The sequence below is a fragment of the Salinimicrobium maris genome, from assembly GCF_049680855.1.
GTDB lineage: Bacteria > Bacteroidota > Bacteroidia > Flavobacteriales > Flavobacteriaceae > Salinimicrobium.
This window is the reverse complement of the sequence record NZ_JBMPGS010000002.1, coordinates 308,060-324,745: the sequence shown is the minus strand read 5'-3', so window position 1 is coordinate 324,745 and position 16,686 is coordinate 308,060. Positions and strand designations below refer to the sequence as shown.

At 34.7% G+C, this 16,686-nt stretch carries 14 protein-coding genes; 13 read left to right on the top strand and 1 reads right to left on the bottom strand.

The features are described from left to right. Positions 1-22 precede the first annotated feature (22 nt). The 13 genes from ACOV1Q_RS07000 to ACOV1Q_RS06940 all read left to right on the top strand — a co-directional run bounded on the left by ACOV1Q_RS07000 (position 23) and on the right by ACOV1Q_RS06940 (position 15,937). A complete protein-coding gene (locus tag ACOV1Q_RS07000) occupies positions 23-562 on the top strand; it encodes an acyltransferase (protein ID WP_424493678.1) in 540 nt (179 codons plus the stop codon). A gap of 96 nt (positions 563-658) precedes the next feature. After that, a complete protein-coding gene (locus ACOV1Q_RS06995; protein WP_424493677.1) occupies positions 659-1,885 on the top strand; it encodes a glycosyltransferase in 1,227 nt (408 codons plus the stop codon). A gap of 152 nt (positions 1,886-2,037) precedes the next feature. Then, complete coding sequence (locus ACOV1Q_RS06990) at positions 2,038-2,979, top strand: GNAT family N-acetyltransferase (protein WP_424493676.1); 942 nt, start codon at positions 2,038-2,040, stop codon at positions 2,977-2,979. Between the two features lies 1 nt (position 2,980). Then, on the top strand, positions 2,981-4,183 hold the full coding sequence (locus ACOV1Q_RS06985) for a hypothetical protein (RefSeq protein ID WP_424493675.1): 1,203 nt from the start codon (positions 2,981-2,983) through the stop codon (positions 4,181-4,183). An 88-nt stretch (positions 4,184-4,271) separates the two neighbouring features. Continuing rightward, positions 4,272-5,237 carry a polysaccharide deacetylase family protein gene (locus ACOV1Q_RS06980; RefSeq protein WP_424493674.1) on the top strand — a complete coding sequence of 322 codons (966 nt, stop codon included), beginning with the start codon at positions 4,272-4,274 and terminating at the stop codon, positions 5,235-5,237. Between the two features lie 51 nt (positions 5,238-5,288). After that, positions 5,289-7,190 carry an asparagine synthase (glutamine-hydrolyzing) gene (gene asnB / locus ACOV1Q_RS06975; protein ID WP_424493673.1) on the top strand — a complete coding sequence of 634 codons (1,902 nt, stop codon included), beginning with the start codon at positions 5,289-5,291 and terminating at the stop codon, positions 7,188-7,190. Positions 7,191-7,193: 3 nt separating this feature from the next. After that, the gene (locus ACOV1Q_RS06970; RefSeq protein WP_424493672.1) at positions 7,194-8,357 is read left to right on the top strand and encodes a glycosyltransferase family 4 protein; all 1,164 of its coding nucleotides are present in this window, start codon (positions 7,194-7,196) and stop codon (positions 8,355-8,357) included. Between the two features lie 46 nt (positions 8,358-8,403). Beyond that, on the top strand, positions 8,404-9,009 hold the full coding sequence (locus tag ACOV1Q_RS06965) for a sugar transferase (protein ID WP_424493671.1): 606 nt from the start codon (positions 8,404-8,406) through the stop codon (positions 9,007-9,009). 1 nt (position 9,010) lies between these two features. Next, positions 9,011-9,613 (top strand): acetyltransferase, encoded by a 603-nt coding sequence (locus ACOV1Q_RS06960; protein WP_424493670.1) that lies wholly within the window; start codon positions 9,011-9,013, stop codon positions 9,611-9,613. Beyond that, positions 9,606-10,748, top strand: coding sequence for a DegT/DnrJ/EryC1/StrS family aminotransferase (locus ACOV1Q_RS06955; RefSeq protein ID WP_424493669.1), 1,143 nt, complete (start codon positions 9,606-9,608; stop codon positions 10,746-10,748). Before ACOV1Q_RS06960 ends, ACOV1Q_RS06955 begins: the two co-directional genes overlap by 8 nt. A gap of 314 nt (positions 10,749-11,062) precedes the next feature. Beyond that, on the top strand, positions 11,063-12,745 hold the full coding sequence (locus ACOV1Q_RS06950; RefSeq protein ID WP_424493668.1) for a polysaccharide biosynthesis protein: 1,683 nt from the start codon (positions 11,063-11,065) through the stop codon (positions 12,743-12,745). Positions 12,746-12,785: 40 nt separating this feature from the next. After that, a complete protein-coding gene (locus ACOV1Q_RS06945; RefSeq protein ID WP_424493667.1) occupies positions 12,786-13,550 on the top strand; it encodes a polysaccharide biosynthesis/export family protein in 765 nt (254 codons plus the stop codon). Further along, positions 13,550-15,937: a GumC family protein gene (locus ACOV1Q_RS06940; protein WP_424493666.1), complete on the top strand. Its 2,388-nt coding sequence runs from the start codon at positions 13,550-13,552 to the stop codon at positions 15,935-15,937. Before ACOV1Q_RS06945 ends, ACOV1Q_RS06940 begins: the two co-directional genes overlap by 1 nt. Here ACOV1Q_RS06940 and ACOV1Q_RS06935 read toward each other — a convergent pair. Continuing rightward, complete coding sequence (locus tag ACOV1Q_RS06935) at positions 15,934-16,680, bottom strand: tyrosine-protein phosphatase (RefSeq protein ID WP_424493665.1); 747 nt, start codon at positions 16,678-16,680, stop codon at positions 15,934-15,936. The two genes, ACOV1Q_RS06940 and ACOV1Q_RS06935, sit on opposite strands and share 4 nt — an antisense overlap. Positions 16,681-16,686: the final 6 nt, after the last annotated feature.

Here is a 16,686-nt window from a genome sequence, read left to right as displayed (position 1 = left end):
CTTAATACTTAATAATACGGAGGTGCAAAAAAAGAGCTTTATATATTTTCTAAAAAAAATACCGGTAATTTTATTTTTAAAAATTAGGTTAATCCTTATTTGGTATCTCTTCAAAATTGCCAAGAATTGGATCATACTAAACAGGTTAGGAAGGGGAGTCCGTCCTGCAATTTGGAAAATGACTGGATGCAGTATAGGCAAAAATGTCTCCATTGGCTATGATGTATATTATGATGTTTCCAATGCCTCTTATATAAAAGTGGAAGACGGTGTTTGGATTGCGAGTAGGTGTCTCATTTTATGTCATAAAAGGGATCTTTCAGAGTATTATGTAGGGGTAGATTATAATGATTTAAATTATAATAAATCTCCAGTTATTCTTAAAAAGGGATGCGTAATAGGAATGAATTCTGTAGTTATGCCTGGCGTAACGGTTGGGGAAGGAGCTATTGTTGGGGTAAATTCCCTAGTGCTTAGTGATATTCCAGCTTGGACAATTGCAGTTGGGAATCCTGCTAAAGTGGTGAAAAAAATTCAAGTGAAGCCAGGGAGCAATCCTTGAAGTATGAAAATATCAAAAAATAAGTTTTAATAATAAATTTTATTTCATTTACGCTTTTTAGTTTTCTATCTCTTAAATAAGGATATAAATATAATTTTGAGGCTAATTATTAGAGCAAAATTGATTCCGAATAGTATCAAGGTCTTAATTGATTTTGAATTGATTGGTAAAGAATTGAAATGGCTTAACTTTGCGACTTTATTTGCTTTTATGTCAAAAATTAGAATACTTCATATTATAAAATCTTTGGGTAGAGGTGGTGCGGAAACGCTTTTACCGGAAACCTTAAAATTGCACAATAAGGAAAAATTTGAATTTCACTTCATTTATTTTCTTCCCTGGAAAGATCAAATGGTAGCGGAGATTAAGCAAGCCGGTGGTATTGTAAGTTGCTTGAAGGCCGGGAATAATCTAACATTAATTTCCAGGTATAAAGAAGTTGCTAATTATTGCAAAGAAAATAATATTGATTTAATTCATTCTCATTTACCCTGGTCCGGTTTTCTTTCCAGGTTTGTTTTCAAAAATACCGATATTCCTGTCATTTACACTGAACATAATATACAAGAGCGTTATCATTTTGCTACCAGGAGGTTAAACGCAATTACTTTTAATTGGCAAAGTAAAGCACTGGGGGTTTCGGCAGATGTTAGTCGTTCAATTAAAGAAAATATAAACCCGAAAGTTCCTGTACAAACTCTTCTCAATGGAGTTAATACCCAAAGTTTTTATAAAGATGAAGTTGCTGCTGCAGCGATAAAGGAAAAATACAACATTCCGAGTCAGGCATTAGTAGTGGGTAACCTGGCCGTTTTTAGAGAGCAAAAGGATCTTGTTGCCTGGGTGAAGGCATTCAAACTAATTAATGATTCATTTCCAGAAGTGTATGGCATATTAGTAGGCGCCGGCCCTAAAGAAGAAGAGATAAAAAGCCTTATTGAAACATGCAACTTAGGCCGCCGAATTATCCTACCAGGGCTGCAAACTAATGCTGTAGACTTTTTATCTACAATGGATATTTTTATGATGAGTTCACAATTTGAAGGTCTTCCAATAGCCTTGCTGGAGGCGATGAGCATCGGTTGCGCTATTGTTTCTACCAAAGCGGGCGGTGTAGTGGAAGTAGTAAGAAATGAAAAAGATGGTTTATTAAGTGAAGTCGGTGATGCAAATGCTCTTGCCAAAAACTGTTTAAACTTTTTGGAGAATACTGAAAAAAGAAAAGAATTTCAGGAAGCTGCGCGAAAAAGAGTAGTTAAATCGTTTAGTCTTGTGAAGATGGTGAAAGAACTCGAGAAGTGCTATCTTGATTTAATTGATTAATTGTTTATAGGCAATCAATTTAGAAAGTTATGCCAAGGATTTGGAAGGTTCTTAGACATATATTGCTCTCATTAACACGTACTTTGCTAGAGATGAAATTAGGATAGGATGAGATGTAAGAATAAAAATATATAATACAAACGAAGAATAACATGGAAATCCGGGAAGCTAACGAAACAGATATCTCTGAAATTGTAAAGGTTCTAAAAGCCAGCCTTGGAGAAGATCAAATAGAGCTTTCAGAAAAAGTATGGCAATACAAACATATAGATAATCCTTTTGGAAAATCTATTGTATTAATAGCTGTAGAAGATGAAAAAATTATAGGGGTTCGTGCCTTTATGCGTTGGGAATGGGAATATGAGTCAAATAAATATAGGGCATTAAGAGCTGTGGATACTGCAACACATCCTGAGCACCAGGGAAAAGGTATTTTTAAAAAACTAACTTTAAAGGCTGTAGATTTGGCCAGATCAAATAATGATAATTTTATCTTTAATACCCCTAATGATCAAAGTAGACCCGGCTATTTAAAGATGGGATGGAAGCAGGTTGGAAAAATTTATGTTGGCTTAAAACCAAGCTTATCTTTTTTAAAGCCTAGAAAATCTCAACAAGCTTATAGTATTAAAAAGAATATTTCTCAAACTGAAATAGAGGTTTTATGCACGAATTGGAATAAAACGCTGGAGGCTAAGCCAGGTTTATTCACCCCTAAATCCGCTGAAATGTTGAGATGGCGTTATGAAGAAAATCCTTTACAATCTTATGAGGTAATTGCGGGTAAGGGTTATTATTTGGCTGCTTACATTAAAAAAAGAGGCAGGTTTAAGGAATTTAGGATATCTGAATATATTTATGATCAAAACTTACTAGATAAAAAAGAACTTAATAAAATCATTAAAAAGGTTATATCGAAGTTCAGCTGCCATCTAATAAGTTTTTCGCCAAGCCTCTTAGATCTAAACGCTAAAAAGGGAAATCTTGGGCCAATGCTTACTTTCAATGTTTTGAATTTGAGCGATGATGAAATTGAATTTTCTTTAAAGATTAGCAACTGGAAAAATAGCTTAGGAGACCTGGAATTATTTTGATATGTTAGGAGTTTTCTTTTTAATAATTTTATTCTTCATCCTCAATCAAGGAATTTTTGGAGCTTACTCTAAGCGTCATGCTTTCTTTGATAAGAAGAAGCTCAATTTATTATATCTCTATCACTTATTTTTCTACGGAGTTTATACCTGGTATGCTAGAAACAATGCTTCCGATTCTCTTCATTATTTTGAAATAATTTCAATCCACCAGGGAAGTTGGTTTGATTTGTTTGGTACTGATACCGCTTTTATACATTTCCTTGGTTATCCCTTTTATTCAATAGGATTCTCCTATGATATGCTAATGCTAACCTTTGCCTGGTTTGGATATTTGGGCTTTGTATATGCTTATATGTTCTTCAGGGAAAAAATTCCAATTAAAGTTACTATATTTAAGAATATTGATCTCTTTTCGTTGATTCTTTTCTTTCCTAATATGCATTTCTGGACTGCCTCTCTGGGAAAGGGTTCTGCTATTTTTTTAGGGCTAATGATGTATACTTATGCTGTTATAAAGCCCAAATCAAGGTTGTTTCTTCTTTTTCTAGGCTCAGTTATAATATATTATATCCGTCCTCATGTTTTTATGTTTGTAGCGGTGGGCACAGTATTGGGATATATGAGTGGTAAAGAGAAAATTCCCATGTGGCAAAAAGCACTTGTTTTTATTTCTTTAGGGGGAGGATTACTTTTGGTACAAGATCAGATCTTGGCAGTAATGAATTTGCAAAATTCGGAAAATATAATAGAAGATTTTCAGGCACAGTCTGAAGAACGTTCAGAAGATTTGAGTAAATCTGGATCCGGTGTAGATATGTCTTCTTACCCTTTACCTTTTAAGCTTTTTACCTTTTGGTTTAGACCCTTGTTTATAGATGCACCAAATATTTTAGGAATTATAACCTCATTTGAGAATTTAATTTACTTTCTCTTATTCTTGAAAATCATGAAGAAAGATTTTATAAAATTTATAAAGAAATCACCGGCAGTAGTTAAAATGAGTTTCGTAATCTTTATAAGTACATCTTTTGCGATGACTTTTGTAATGTCCAACCTTGGAATAATTATGAGACAAAAATCTATGGTGATGTATTATATTTTCTTTGTTATATACTATTACCTCGCTCAGAAAAGATATAAAAAGATGCTTAAAATCAAACATCTTAGACAGAAGCGCAGAAAGAATGAAGTAGCAACAGTTTGATATTGTATTTTCTATTTACGAAAGGGTTTTATAAACTTGATTGGTACAATAGAATTATTACTGTAGATTTTAAAGATAGATATTAAGTATGAAAAACGGAGCCTTGGTAATTTCACTTGATTTTGAGCTTCTTTGGGGAGTTTTTGATAAAGTCAATTTAGAAGAAAAGAGACTATATTTTCAGAATACCCGAAAACTTATTCCTCAATTGATTCAGCTTTTCGTGAAATATGAAATTTCCTGTACCTGGGCATCTGTTGGTATGCTATTTAATAATAACTGGGAGGAATGGAATTCCAATATTCCTGAAATATTGCCTCAGTATGCTAACAAGTCACTTTCTGCCTATAAATATGGTAAGACTATTCAGTCTAAAGAAACTGAAAAATTTTGCTTTGCTCCGGAACTTGTTAAACTTATAAAAGATGCTCCCGGACAAGAATTGGCTACTCATACCTATTCACATTATTACTGTCTCGAAAAAGGGCAAAACCTGGAAAGTTTTGAATATGATCTGAAACAATCTATTATGATGGCTAACAAGATTGGAGTTGAAATGAAATCGCTCGTTTTTCCAAGGAATCAATTTAATCAAGAATATTTAACGATTTGTAAAAAACTGGGAATTGACAATGTTCGTTCTAACCCAATCAATTGGTATTGGAGGAATACCGAAAATGACTCTTTAGTTAATAAAATCTTTAGAACAGGTGATGCTTATCTTGGTCCATCAGATAAATCCTATAAGTTACCTGAAAGTATTACACTATTAGAACAGCCGTTTTCTCAAAAGGCAAGTAGGTTATTAAGACCTTATTCTCCCAGTAAGAAATTGAATTCTATAAAATTAAAGAGGATTAAGTCTGAGATGACTAAAGCTGCTAAAGCCAATGAATTTTATCATCTATGGTGGCATCCGCATAATTTTGGAGATCATCCTGAAGAAAATTTAAGGGAATTCGAGGAGCTACTAATTTATTTTACCACTTTAAAAGAAAAATATGGCTACCTATCCTTAAATATGCTGGAAACGGGTAAGTTTGTCACTCAATAAAATTACAATTTAGCTTTATGCTTATATATTTGTGGGCTTTAAAAATTTTTTATGTGCGGAATTAACGGTTTTATTACAAAAGGTCAGATTAGTCTAGAAGATTTAAGAGGGCAGCTAGAGGTAATGAATAAAAAAATTATTCACAGGGGTCCAGATCAGGATGGTTTCTTTACCGAATCGAATTCTTCTTTTTCGGTAGCAATGGCTATGCGAAGACTTTCAATCATCGATTTAGGCACAGGAGCTCAACCAATTTTTAATAAATCTGAAGATCTTCTTATATTCTTTAACGGTGAAATATACAATTATCGAGAACTTAGAGAGATGCTGTTAGCAAAAGGGCATGAGTTTAAAACCATTTCAGATACCGAGGTAATTTTAAAAGCCTATGAAGAGTGGGGGACAGAAAGTTTTGGAATGTTAGATGGCATGTTTGCCTTTAGCATCTATGATAAAACCAAAAATAAAATATTTATTGCAAGGGATTTTTTCGGTGAGAAGCCTCTTTATTACACAAAAACCAATAATCAAATAATTTGGTGCTCAGAGTTAAAATCTCTCGTGCAGATGTTACCTGAAAAACCTCAGATTTCAAAAGAAGGTTTAAATCTTTATTTTAGGTTAACCTATATTCCTGCGCCTTATTCAATTTACGACAGTATCTATAAACTTGAGGCCAACCATTATATGGAATTGCATTTAGATAATTTCGAAATGCAAATATTTCCTATTCAAAATGAAAAAAGTATAACTGTAGATCCTAAGATACCTTTTAATGAGGCAAAAACACTAACTCATGATTTGATGTTGGAGAGTGTAAAAAGCAGGTCTGTGGCCGATGTGTCCTTAGGTACTTTTCTCTCTGGAGGCGTGGATTCCTCTGTCGTATCCCTTGCCTTGTCTAAGCAGTTGGATAGTAAGATTGACACTTTCTCGGTAGGTTTTGAAAAAAAATCTTTTGATGAGACCGATAAATCAAGAACTGTAGCAAATCTTATTGATAGTAATCATCATGAGTTTATTATTTCAGTAAATGACTTAAAAGGAAATCTGGATAAAATATTGCTAAATTTTGATGAACCTTTTGCCGATTCCTCATCCTTGCCTACTTATCTTGTAGCCAACAAAACCAGACAGGACGTAAAAGTTGCCCTCACCGGAGATGGCGGGGATGAAATTTTTGGTGGATACAACAAGTATTATATCGGTAAAATGAACGAAAAATACTCGTCAGTTGTGCCAAAAACTTTTCATAACAAACTAAAAGGGGCGGCAAATAAGTTACTAAGTACAAAAGACGATAAGCGCGGAACACGGTTTAAAATGAGGAAATTGATGAACGCGATTAATTATGAAGGTGATTTTTATTATAATATTATTTCCCTCGCTTTTCAACAGGAAGATGTGTCGCAATTGCTGAAAGAAAAATGGGTGAAATCAGAAATCTTTGAAACTTACAAAAACACTGTTTATAATAAAGCTGAAAATCTAACAGATTTTCGTAATATCGATAGGATTCTAAGTCTGGAAGGGGATATGCTGGTAAAAGTAGATCGTACCAGTATGCTAACTTCTTTGGAGTCCAGGGCTCCTTTTTTAAATAAAAAACTTTGGGATTTTACTGGTCAGTTACCGGAAGATTATTTAATGAAGGGATGGGATAAGAAATACATTTTAAAAGAAGCTTTCAAAGCATATTTCCCTAAAGACTTTCTGAATAAATCTAAAAAAGGTTTCGGAGTTCCTGTAGGAGATTGGCTTAGAGGATACTTGAAACCTGAGTTGGAATCTTATATAGAGAATAACTTTTTAGAAAAACAGAATTTATTCGAGAAAGAGTTTGTACGGAATCTAGTAGAAAATCATATCACAGGAAAACAGGATAATACTTTTAGAGTATGGGCTTTCTTCTGTTTTCAAAAATGGTATAAAGAAACTTATTTGAATCTTTAACCAATGAAAAAACTCATCCGCATAACCACAATCCCACTTTCCCTAGAAAAACTCCTGGAAGGTCAGCTTACATATATGAACCAGCATTACCAGGTTACCGCTGTTGCAGCTGAAAAGGAAAGGCTGAAAAAGTACGGAGAAAAAAACAAGGTAAAGACTTTTTGGGTTGAAATGACAAGGGCAATAACACCTGTAAAAGATCTAAAAGCGGTTTGGAAGCTGTATAAATTTTTTAAAAAGGAAAAGCCGGAAATTGTTCATACGCACACTCCAAAAGCGGGAATTGTCGGAATGCTGGCCGCTAAACTAGCTGGAGTTCCTTTGCGCTTGCATACGGTAGCTGGACTACCGCTTATGGAGACTACCGGAACAAAGCGAAAAATATTAGACCAGGTGGAGAAATTCACCTATAAATTGGCTACAAAAGTTTTTCCGAATTCGCGAGGCCTCAAAGAGATTATTCTTAAGGAAGGTTTTGCTGAGGAAAATAAATTAAAAGTGTTAGGAAAGGGAAGTTCCAACGGAATTGACACCAAATATTTTGATCCATACTGTTTTAAAGAGGACCAGAAGAAAAATAAAAGAAAATCGCTTGGGATTCCTCAGGAGGATTTTATTTTTATTTTTATTGGAAGGTTGGTTAGTGAAAAAGGTATAAATGAGTTGGTAGATGCCTTTAAAAAGCTACACAAGAAAAATCAGAATGTTTCCCTGCTGCTGGTAGGACCTTTTGAAAAAGAACTGGATCCTTTAAAGCAAGATACGTTTAATAGTATAAAAAACCACGAGAAGATTATCACTACCGGGTACCAGGAAGACGTTCGTTCTTATTTTGCAATTGCCAACGCATTGGCATTCCCCAGTTATCGCGAAGGCTTTCCAAATGTGGTGTTGCAGGCCGGTGCTATGAACCTTCCGGCAATAGTAAGCGATATTAACGGATGTAATGAAATTATAGTAGAAGGAATTAATGGGGTTATAATTCCAGTTAAAGATACATCTGCTTTAATTTTAGCAATGGAGTTGTTTGTTGAGGATAAGAATTATACCAGTAGGCTTTCATCGAACGCCAGGGATGAAATTTGTAAATATTATGAGCGCAAAGAATTTTGGCAAATTCTGTTAAAGGAATACAAAAATCTAGAAAAGGAATATATAAAATCATAGTTTTGCACAGCCTAATTTTGATGGGCATAAATGTCTCAATTCCTTTATGTACAAGCACCTTTTTAAAAAACTATTTGACTTTTTTATTGCTTTTACGGCATTATTAGTGCTTAGTCCATTATTAATCCCAATTACAGTTTTATTAGCTTTGGCGAATAAAGGGAAACCCTTTTTTTTTCAGAAGAGACCTGGGAAAAATGAGCGTATTTTCAATATCATTAAGTTTAAAACAATGACTGATGAGAAAGATGAAAATGGAAATTTATTTCCGGATGAAAAGAGGTTAACCGCGGTTGGAAAGTTTGTTAGAAAAACCTCTATAGATGAGATTCCGCAGTTGGTAAATGTTTTAAAAGGAAATATGAGCTTAATAGGCCCCAGGCCTTTATTACCTCAGTATTTACCTTTATATTCTGAAAGACAAAGAAAACGACACAATGTAAAACCTGGAATAACTGGATGGGCTCAGGTTAATGGTAGAAATGCAATTAGTTGGACCAAAAAGTTTGAATATGATGTTTGGTATGTGGAAAACCTGTCTTTTGGATTAGATTTGAAAATTATAATAAGAACGATAAAAAAAGTGGTGATTTCTGAAGGGATAAATACAGCCAATATGGCAACTACGGAAGCTTTTAACGGAAAAAATTGAAATGAATATTTACGGAGCCAGTGGTCACGGGAAGGTCGTTTTTGATATTCTGAAGAGTAAAAATATTCAAATAGATTCGGTATTTGATGACAATCGTGATCTTGAAGAATTCCTTGGCTTCCGTGTAGTTCATAAGCCGAATGAAGATCAACTTAAGAACCCTACGGTTTTAGCTATTGGAAATAATACGATCAGAAAACAAATTGCGAATAAGTTTACCGGGGTAATCTCAGAGGCGACCAGTCATTCTAGCGCGGTAATTTCCGAAAATATAAAAATTGCGATAGGGACCGTAGTCATGGCTGGAGCTATTATTAATTCAGGTTCCAGAATAGGAAAACATTGTATTATAAATTCTGGTGCGGTTGTTGAACACGATGTGCACCTTGGCGATTTTGTGCATATAGCACCTAATGCGGTACTCACTGGAAATGTTAGTGTTGCGGAAGGGACGCAGGTGGGAACAGGAGCTTCAGTTATCCCGGGAATTAAAATAGGCAAATGGGCGTCTATTGGTGCCGGAGCCGTAATAATTGAAGATGTTCCAGACTTTGCCGTTGTTGTTGGTAATCCTGGAAAAATTATAAAATATTTGGATGAATAAAGATAAAATATGGTTATCCTCTCCACATATGGGTGGAAGTGAACAGCAATATATTTACAGGGCATTTAAAGAAAATTGGATAGCTCCATTAGGACCTAATGTTACAGGTTTTGAACAGGATATAAAAGATTATTTAAAAGAAGACGTTTTCATAGCGGCTGTTAGTTCTGGAACAGCAGCACTTCATTTGGCCCTACTAATGGCAGGAGTAAAAGCTGGTGATGAGGTTTTATGTCAAAGTATGACTTTTGTGGCTTCGGCAAACCCGATAAATTATGTCGGGGCAACTCCTATTTTCATTGATAGTGAGAAGGAAACGCTAAATATTTCACCACAATATCTCAAAAAGGCAGTGCAAAAGCGGATGGAAAAGGGAAAAAAGCCAAAAGCAATTATTGCCGTACATTTGTATGGTATGCCATATAAAGTAAAAGAAATTCATGCTATTGCCAGGGAATATGATATTCCGATAATTGAGGATAGCGCAGAAGCTTTAGGTAGCTCCTATGAAGGCCAGAAATGTGGAACATTTGGAGATTTCGCCATATTCTCATTTAATGGCAATAAAATTATTACCACTTCAGGAGGAGGTGCCCTTATCACCAAAAATCAGAAACTAAAGGAAAAGGCTATCTTTCTGGCAACCCAGGCTAGAGACGATGCACCATATTATCAGCATAGTGAAATAGGGTATAACTACCGCATGAGTAATGTTTCTGCTGGCATCGGTAGAGGACAAATGGAAGTTTTAGATGCTCATGTAAATTTGAGACGAAAAAATAATAAATTCTATAGGAACCTTTTTAAAGAAGTAGAAGAGGTGAAAGTATTTTGTGAACCTGAAAAACAGTACTTTTGTAATCATTGGTTAACCGTAATAACCATTGATTCAAATAATAATATGGAATGGACAAGTGAAAGGCTAAGGGAGCATCTCCTGGAATATAATATTGAGAGTAGACCTTTATGGAAGCCAATGCATTTACAACCTGTTTTTGCAAGCTCTCCTTTCTATGGAAGTACAGTAGCTGAAGACGCTTTTAAAAGCGGCCTCTGTTTGCCCTCAGGTTCTAATCTTAGTGATGAAGATAAAGAAAGAATTGGAGCCGCAGTGAAGTCCTTTTTTAATATTTAGCTAAGAAGTTACGCATGGGTGGAAAACTTGACAGAGCTTTAAAACAAATTCTCTCTAGAGAAAATCGATTGGATATACGCAACATTCGGTATCTCCCAAGGTGGGCAATTTTGGGAATTGATATTGGTATTGCAATTATGGCATCCATCCTAACGGTCATGGCTTTAAACGACTTAACGGATCGGTTTTATACGCTGTTGAGTTTACCCGAAAGAATTGTACTTCTTCTTGCGGTGAATATTGTGTTCTTTTTTTTGTACAGGACCTATGCAGGGTTGATCAGGCATTCTTCATATATAGATGCTTTAAAATTAATGCTGGCCTGTTTTAGTACTTTTATTACTTTACTTTTAATTAATTACATAACCTACGCTCTTGTTGGTCAAAAAGTATATTTGGTAGCAGGATTAATTTTTTATTTTCTTATTTCATTTTCACTTCTCTTTTTATTCAGGTTAAGTGTTAAACAGGTTTATGAGTATTTCAAAAAAGCTCAGAAATCACAAAATTTGCAGAGGGTGGTTATTCTGGGTGCTGATGAAAATGCCATTTCTGTGGCAGGAGCTTTAGAAATTGAGCATCCAAAAAGATTCGAAATTAGGGGCTTTGTCACAAAGGATATCTCAAGAAGAAAGATTAGAATCTTAGATAAACCGGTCATCTATAATGGTAGAAAAATGAGTGATGAAGTTTTAGCACTAGGGGCATCAGCAATTATTCTTTCAGAACATACACTTACCGCAGAAGAAAAGTTTTCTGTAGTGGAAGATTGTTTAGAAAATGACATTCAGGTTTTTAATGCACCAATTATTTCAAATTATGAAGATGAAAAGGCAGTTTCACATAAAATAAGATCTTTGGAGATTGAAGATCTTTTGGATAGAGAACCTATTTTGTTAAATAAGGAAAATAAGAAAAGGCAGTTAACTGGGAAAACTATTCTGGTTACGGGAGGTGCTGGTTCTATTGGAAGTGAGATAGCAAGACAGGTAGCAGAATATGAACCTAAACTATTGCTTATACTTGATCAGGCAGAAACTCCACTTCACAACCTCCAGTTGGAAATTCAAACAAAATTTGAAAATCTTAACTTTAAAAGTATAATTTGTGATGTAACTAATGTAGACAGGTTAGAATTACTGTTTAAAAGCGAGAATATTGATGTAGTTTATCATGCTGCAGCTTATAAACATGTGCCTCTAATGGAAGAAAATCCTCATGAAGCTGTTTCTGTAAACATCTTTGGAACTAAGAATCTTGCTGATCTTGCTATTAAATATAAAGTTGGACATTTTGTAATGGTGTCTACGGATAAAGCTGTAAACCCCAGCAATGTCATGGGAGCGTCTAAGAGGGCAGCTGAAATGTATGTTCAATCCTTATTTCATGATCAGGAGGAAATATATACCAAATTCCTTACTACTCGTTTTGGAAATGTTTTAGGTTCTAATGGTTCTGTGGTTCCGCTATTTCGAAAACAAATAGAAAGTGGTGGTCCAATTACCATAACTCACCCTGATATTATTCGGTATTTCATGACAATTCCGGAGGCATGTCAGTTGGTTCTAGAAGCGGGTGCGATGGGGAATGGTGGGGAAATTTTTATTTTTGATATGGGAGAACCTGTCAAGATTATGGATTTGGCGCTAAAAATGATTAAACTAGCGGGCTTTACTCCTCATGAACAAATTGGGGTGAAAATAACCGGACTTAGACCAGGAGAAAAACTATATGAAGAATTGTTGAGTGATAAAAGCAAAACCTTACCTACCTATCATAAAAAAATTATGATAGCAGAAGATGAAGTGCGGAATTTTGAAGAAGTAAATGATGCAGTAAACAAAATCATAAAATCTGCAAAAAAAATGAAAAGCCAAAAAGTTGTGGCTAAGTTAAAAAAGCTAGTTCCTGAATTTAAAAGTAACAATTCTTCCTTTGAAGAATTAGATAAAGATAGTTTAGACTTAAAACCTTTTCCAAAACCAAAAGCTATTTAATATTTTGAGCATCAAACTTGTAAATCAGCTGGCACTCCTTATGAAGAAGTATTTTTATCTAGCCTTCTTAACTTTAATAATTTTTAGTAGTTGTTCTAGCAAAGAGGAAATAGTTTATTTTCAGAATCTTGAAAAAATCGACAACATGCAAGCTATTGCACAGTTCGAACCACGAATAGAAATAAATGATGTTCTTAATATTCAGGTGTCTTCCTTAAATGAAGAAGTTGTCCGTCCATTTCAATTGTCCAGTAACCAACAAGGAGGTGGAGGGGCTGGCGGTAATAATCAAATGATCAATGGATATCTGGTGGGGGTTAATGGAGCTATTAACTTTCCAGTCTTAGGGGAAGTTGATGTTTTAAATATGAGCCGAAGTGAATTAGAAAAATTCTTAACAAATAAGCTTAAGGAATTTGTTACAGATGTTGTTGTTCGTGTTAGAATTATGAATTTTAAGGTTACGGTCATGGGGGAAACTGGAAGTTCTGTGGTTGAGGTGCAAGATGGAAGGATTAGCGTTCCTCAGGTAATTGCAATGTCTGGAGATATTACATATGATGGAAAGAGGGACAATATTTTAGTGATTAGAAACCTTAATGGGAAAATTTCCTATGGCAGAGTAGATTTGACGGATGCCGATGTTTTTCAAAATCCCTTTTTCTATTTAAAACAGAATGATATTATCTACGTTGAACCTACATATAGAAAAGTTAAATCAGCTGGCTTTATTACAAGTTGGCAGGGATTAGTGTCAATAATTACTACTGCATTTAGTTTATTTGTTCTGTTTAATAATATTTAATGGAGGATTTTGAAGAGTTTTCAGAAAAAGAAGAATCTACTTTTGATTTAAAAGCTGAAATTTATAAGTACCTTACGTATTGGAAATGGCTTCTTTTAGGAAGTCTACTAGGGCTCCTAATTGCCTTTCTTTATAATAGGTATACCATTCCAGCCTATGAAACAGTAGCTTCTATGATGATTTTAAATGAAGATAAATCAGTTGCTAGTGCACTTCCTTCAGGTGGAGCTTCCATACTTGCGGTGGATGAATCCAATCTCCAAAATCAAATCGAGAATTTAAGATCAAAACGTCTCATAAGTGGAGTAGTAGATGAATTAGATTTAAATATTTCTTATTATAACGAAGGAAAGGTAATAACTGTAGAAGCCTATGAAAATAGTTCGGTTGTAGTGAATTTTGTCACACCAGATTCTATTGTACATGATATTTCTAAAAGTTTTTATGTTACTCCTCAGTCTTCAGATTCTTACCGTTTAACAGATGCTAATTCCGTAGATATAGGAGTTTTTAATTTTGGAGAAGTCATTTCGCATGGCAGTGTAAAATTCATTATAAAATTAAGAGGTGAAGTTCTCGAAAATAATAATACAGTCAATATCCGCATCAATCCTTTGAGGCAGGTTGTTAGTAATTATATTCAAAAACTGGAAGTCGAGCCTAAGGGAAGGGCAAAGGATATTCTATCCCTCTCAATCACTGGAGAAGTTCCGGAAAAATCTCAGGATTTTCTAAATACTTTAATGACTAATTTTAACATTGATGGAATGACGGATAAACGTCAGGTAGCAGAAAGTACTGCCAATTTTATTCAGAACCGTCTAACATTAATTTCCGAAGAGTTAGATTCTGTAGAAGGAGGTATTGCTGACTTTAAAAGGGAAAATCAGATCATGGATGTGGGAACGAGAGCAGGGCAGTCCTTGTCAAGATCTACAATGGCCGAAGAAGAAATTTTTAATTTAGAAACTCAACTGATGATCATACGTTCCCTGAGTGAAACTCTCAATTCAACTAGACCATATCGGTTACTACCTGCTGATTTGGGCATAGAGGGAGGGGGTGTGTCAGGGTTAATTAATCAATATAACAATCTTGTCCTTGAAAGAAATGCCCTTTTAGAATCTGGCACACCTCAGAACCCTACAGTTATAGTCTTGACAGAAAGGTTAGATTCTTTAAAAGAGAATTTACTTGACAATATAAAAAGCTCAATTGACTCCTATGAGATTAGATTACGAGAATTAAATCAACTAGATCAGCGGGCCGCAGGAGAATTTAGTACATTTCCAGGTTTGGAAAAAGGAATTAGGAGTATCGAGAGGCAGCAGCAGATAAAAGAACAATTATATTTGTTCTTGTTACAACGAAGGGAGGAATCTGCTATTTCATATGCAGCCACCTCTCCCGTAGCTAAAGTTATAGATCCTGCCTTCACTCAAGGTGAACCAGTAGATCCTAAACCATGGCTTATTCTATTAGGCGGGTTTTTTATAGGTTTCTTGATTCCTCTTTTAATAGTTTTTGTGAGAAATTTTCTGGATACTAAGGTGCACCATAAGGGAGATCTTTTCAAAATAACCAAGGAAATACCTTTTTTAGGTGAAATTCCTCGAGTTTCTGGAGATGCACTAGAAACTATTCAGGTGAATGATCGTTCACCTCTTGCCGAATCTTTTAGAATTTTAAGGACAAATCTTGCTTATCTTGTGCAATCTCGGAATAAAGATAAAGCTGAAGTAATTTTTGTCACTTCAACCATTAAAGGGGAAGGAAAAACTTTTATATCTTACAATCTTTCCAGAACCTTGGCAAGTACGGGAAAAAAGGTCTTATTAATTGGAGCTGATATTCGAAATCCAAAATTACATCGGTTCTCAAAGGCTTCACTCCAGAATAAAGGATTATCGGATTTTCTATATAATCATGATCTGGAATCATTAGATGTTATTACTTCTTCAAATGAAGAAGGTATTCCTGTTGATTTTATTTTCTCCGGTGCGATTCCTCCTAATCCTGCAGAGTTATTTATGAACGACAGAATGGAATTCCTTTTGAACGAGGAGAGAGAAAATTATGATTATATAATAGTAGACACGGCGCCTACAATGATCGTTACGGACACTCTATTAATTAGCCCTCTTGCAGATACTACTCTGTATGTTACTAGAGCAGGCTACACGGAGAAAAAACTTCTTGATTTTCCAAAGGATCTAAAGAAGCAAGGAAAGCTTAAAGGTGTCGCTATTGTATTGAATGATGTAGATTATTCTAAATTCTCATATGGAGCTAAGTATGGCTACGCGTATGGCTATGGCTATGGATATGGTGCAGATGAAGAAAAGAAATCTATCTTTTCAAGAGTTCTCGGGAAATTTAAAAGTTAACTTTCAAAAGTAGAACTTGTTCGGTTAATGATAAGCTTTAATTGCTCGGCTCTTTTTACATCGATCTTGAAATTCCACAACTTATCCAAATGTCGCATTTGATGTGTATCAGTTCCAATATAATCTATTAACTGCGCATCCAAAAGTTGAAAGGCCGTCGCCTGAATGTTTTTACCGTAGTGACCAGTGATCGATAAAATATTAAGTTGAAAGAAACACCCCCTGTCTTTTAATTCCTTGTACTTTTCCAGGCTTTTGGAGTGGAAGAAAGCATAGCGTTCAGGATGGGCAAGAACAGGTTTGTACTTTTTTGTTTGTAACTGAAAAAGTATTTCATTCAGATTGATAGGAGCTTGAAAATAGGACATTTCAACTAAAACAAGATCATCCTTCAGTGTTAGGAGTTGGCCGTTATCTATGTGCTCCAAAAATGATTGATCCATCATATATTCAGCAGCAGCTTTTACTTGTATATTTCGTAAACCTGAATTATTTAAGCCCTGTTTTAATACTTCCAGCGCATTGTTTACTGTCTCTGGGGTGTTGGGATAATAGTCATTCATTATATGAGGTGTAGCAATGAATGATTTTACCCCAATTTCCGAGAATCTTTTTATCAGCGAAATTGAATCTTCAACGTTTGATGCTCCGTCATCTATTCCTGGTAAAATATGATTATGTATATCTACAAAACCTTTGAGATAATCTTTTAAAAACACCTTTTTCTTAAAAAATGAAAACATAACTTT

Bases quoted from the DNA above. Each gene is read 5' to 3' on its own strand.
- ACOV1Q_RS06970 (WP_424493672.1), top strand. From the start codon at position 7,194: ATGAAAAAACTCATCCGCATAACCACAATCCCACTTTCCCTAGAAAAA.
- ACOV1Q_RS06980 (WP_424493674.1), top strand. From the start codon at position 4,272: ATGAAAAACGGAGCCTTGGTAATTTCACTTGATTTTGAGCTTCTTTGG.
- ACOV1Q_RS06965 (WP_424493671.1), top strand. From the start codon at position 8,404: ATGTACAAGCACCTTTTTAAAAAACTATTTGACTTTTTTATTGCTTTT.
- ACOV1Q_RS06940 (WP_424493666.1), top strand. From the start codon at position 13,550: ATGGAGGATTTTGAAGAGTTTTCAGAAAAAGAAGAATCTACTTTTGAT.
- ACOV1Q_RS06935 (WP_424493665.1), bottom strand. From the start codon at position 16,680: ATGTTTTCATTTTTTAAGAAAAAGGTGTTTTTAAAAGATTATCTCAAA.
- ACOV1Q_RS06960 (WP_424493670.1), top strand. From the start codon at position 9,011: ATGAATATTTACGGAGCCAGTGGTCACGGGAAGGTCGTTTTTGATATT.
- asnB (WP_424493673.1), top strand. From the start codon at position 5,289: ATGTGCGGAATTAACGGTTTTATTACAAAAGGTCAGATTAGTCTAGAA.
- ACOV1Q_RS06955 (WP_424493669.1), top strand. From the start codon at position 9,606: ATGAATAAAGATAAAATATGGTTATCCTCTCCACATATGGGTGGAAGT.
- ACOV1Q_RS06985 (WP_424493675.1), top strand. From the start codon at position 2,981: ATGTTAGGAGTTTTCTTTTTAATAATTTTATTCTTCATCCTCAATCAA.
- ACOV1Q_RS06950 (WP_424493668.1), top strand. From the start codon at position 11,063: ATGCTGGCCTGTTTTAGTACTTTTATTACTTTACTTTTAATTAATTAC.
- ACOV1Q_RS06990 (WP_424493676.1), top strand. From the start codon at position 2,038: ATGGAAATCCGGGAAGCTAACGAAACAGATATCTCTGAAATTGTAAAG.
- ACOV1Q_RS06945 (WP_424493667.1), top strand. From the start codon at position 12,786: ATGAAGAAGTATTTTTATCTAGCCTTCTTAACTTTAATAATTTTTAGT.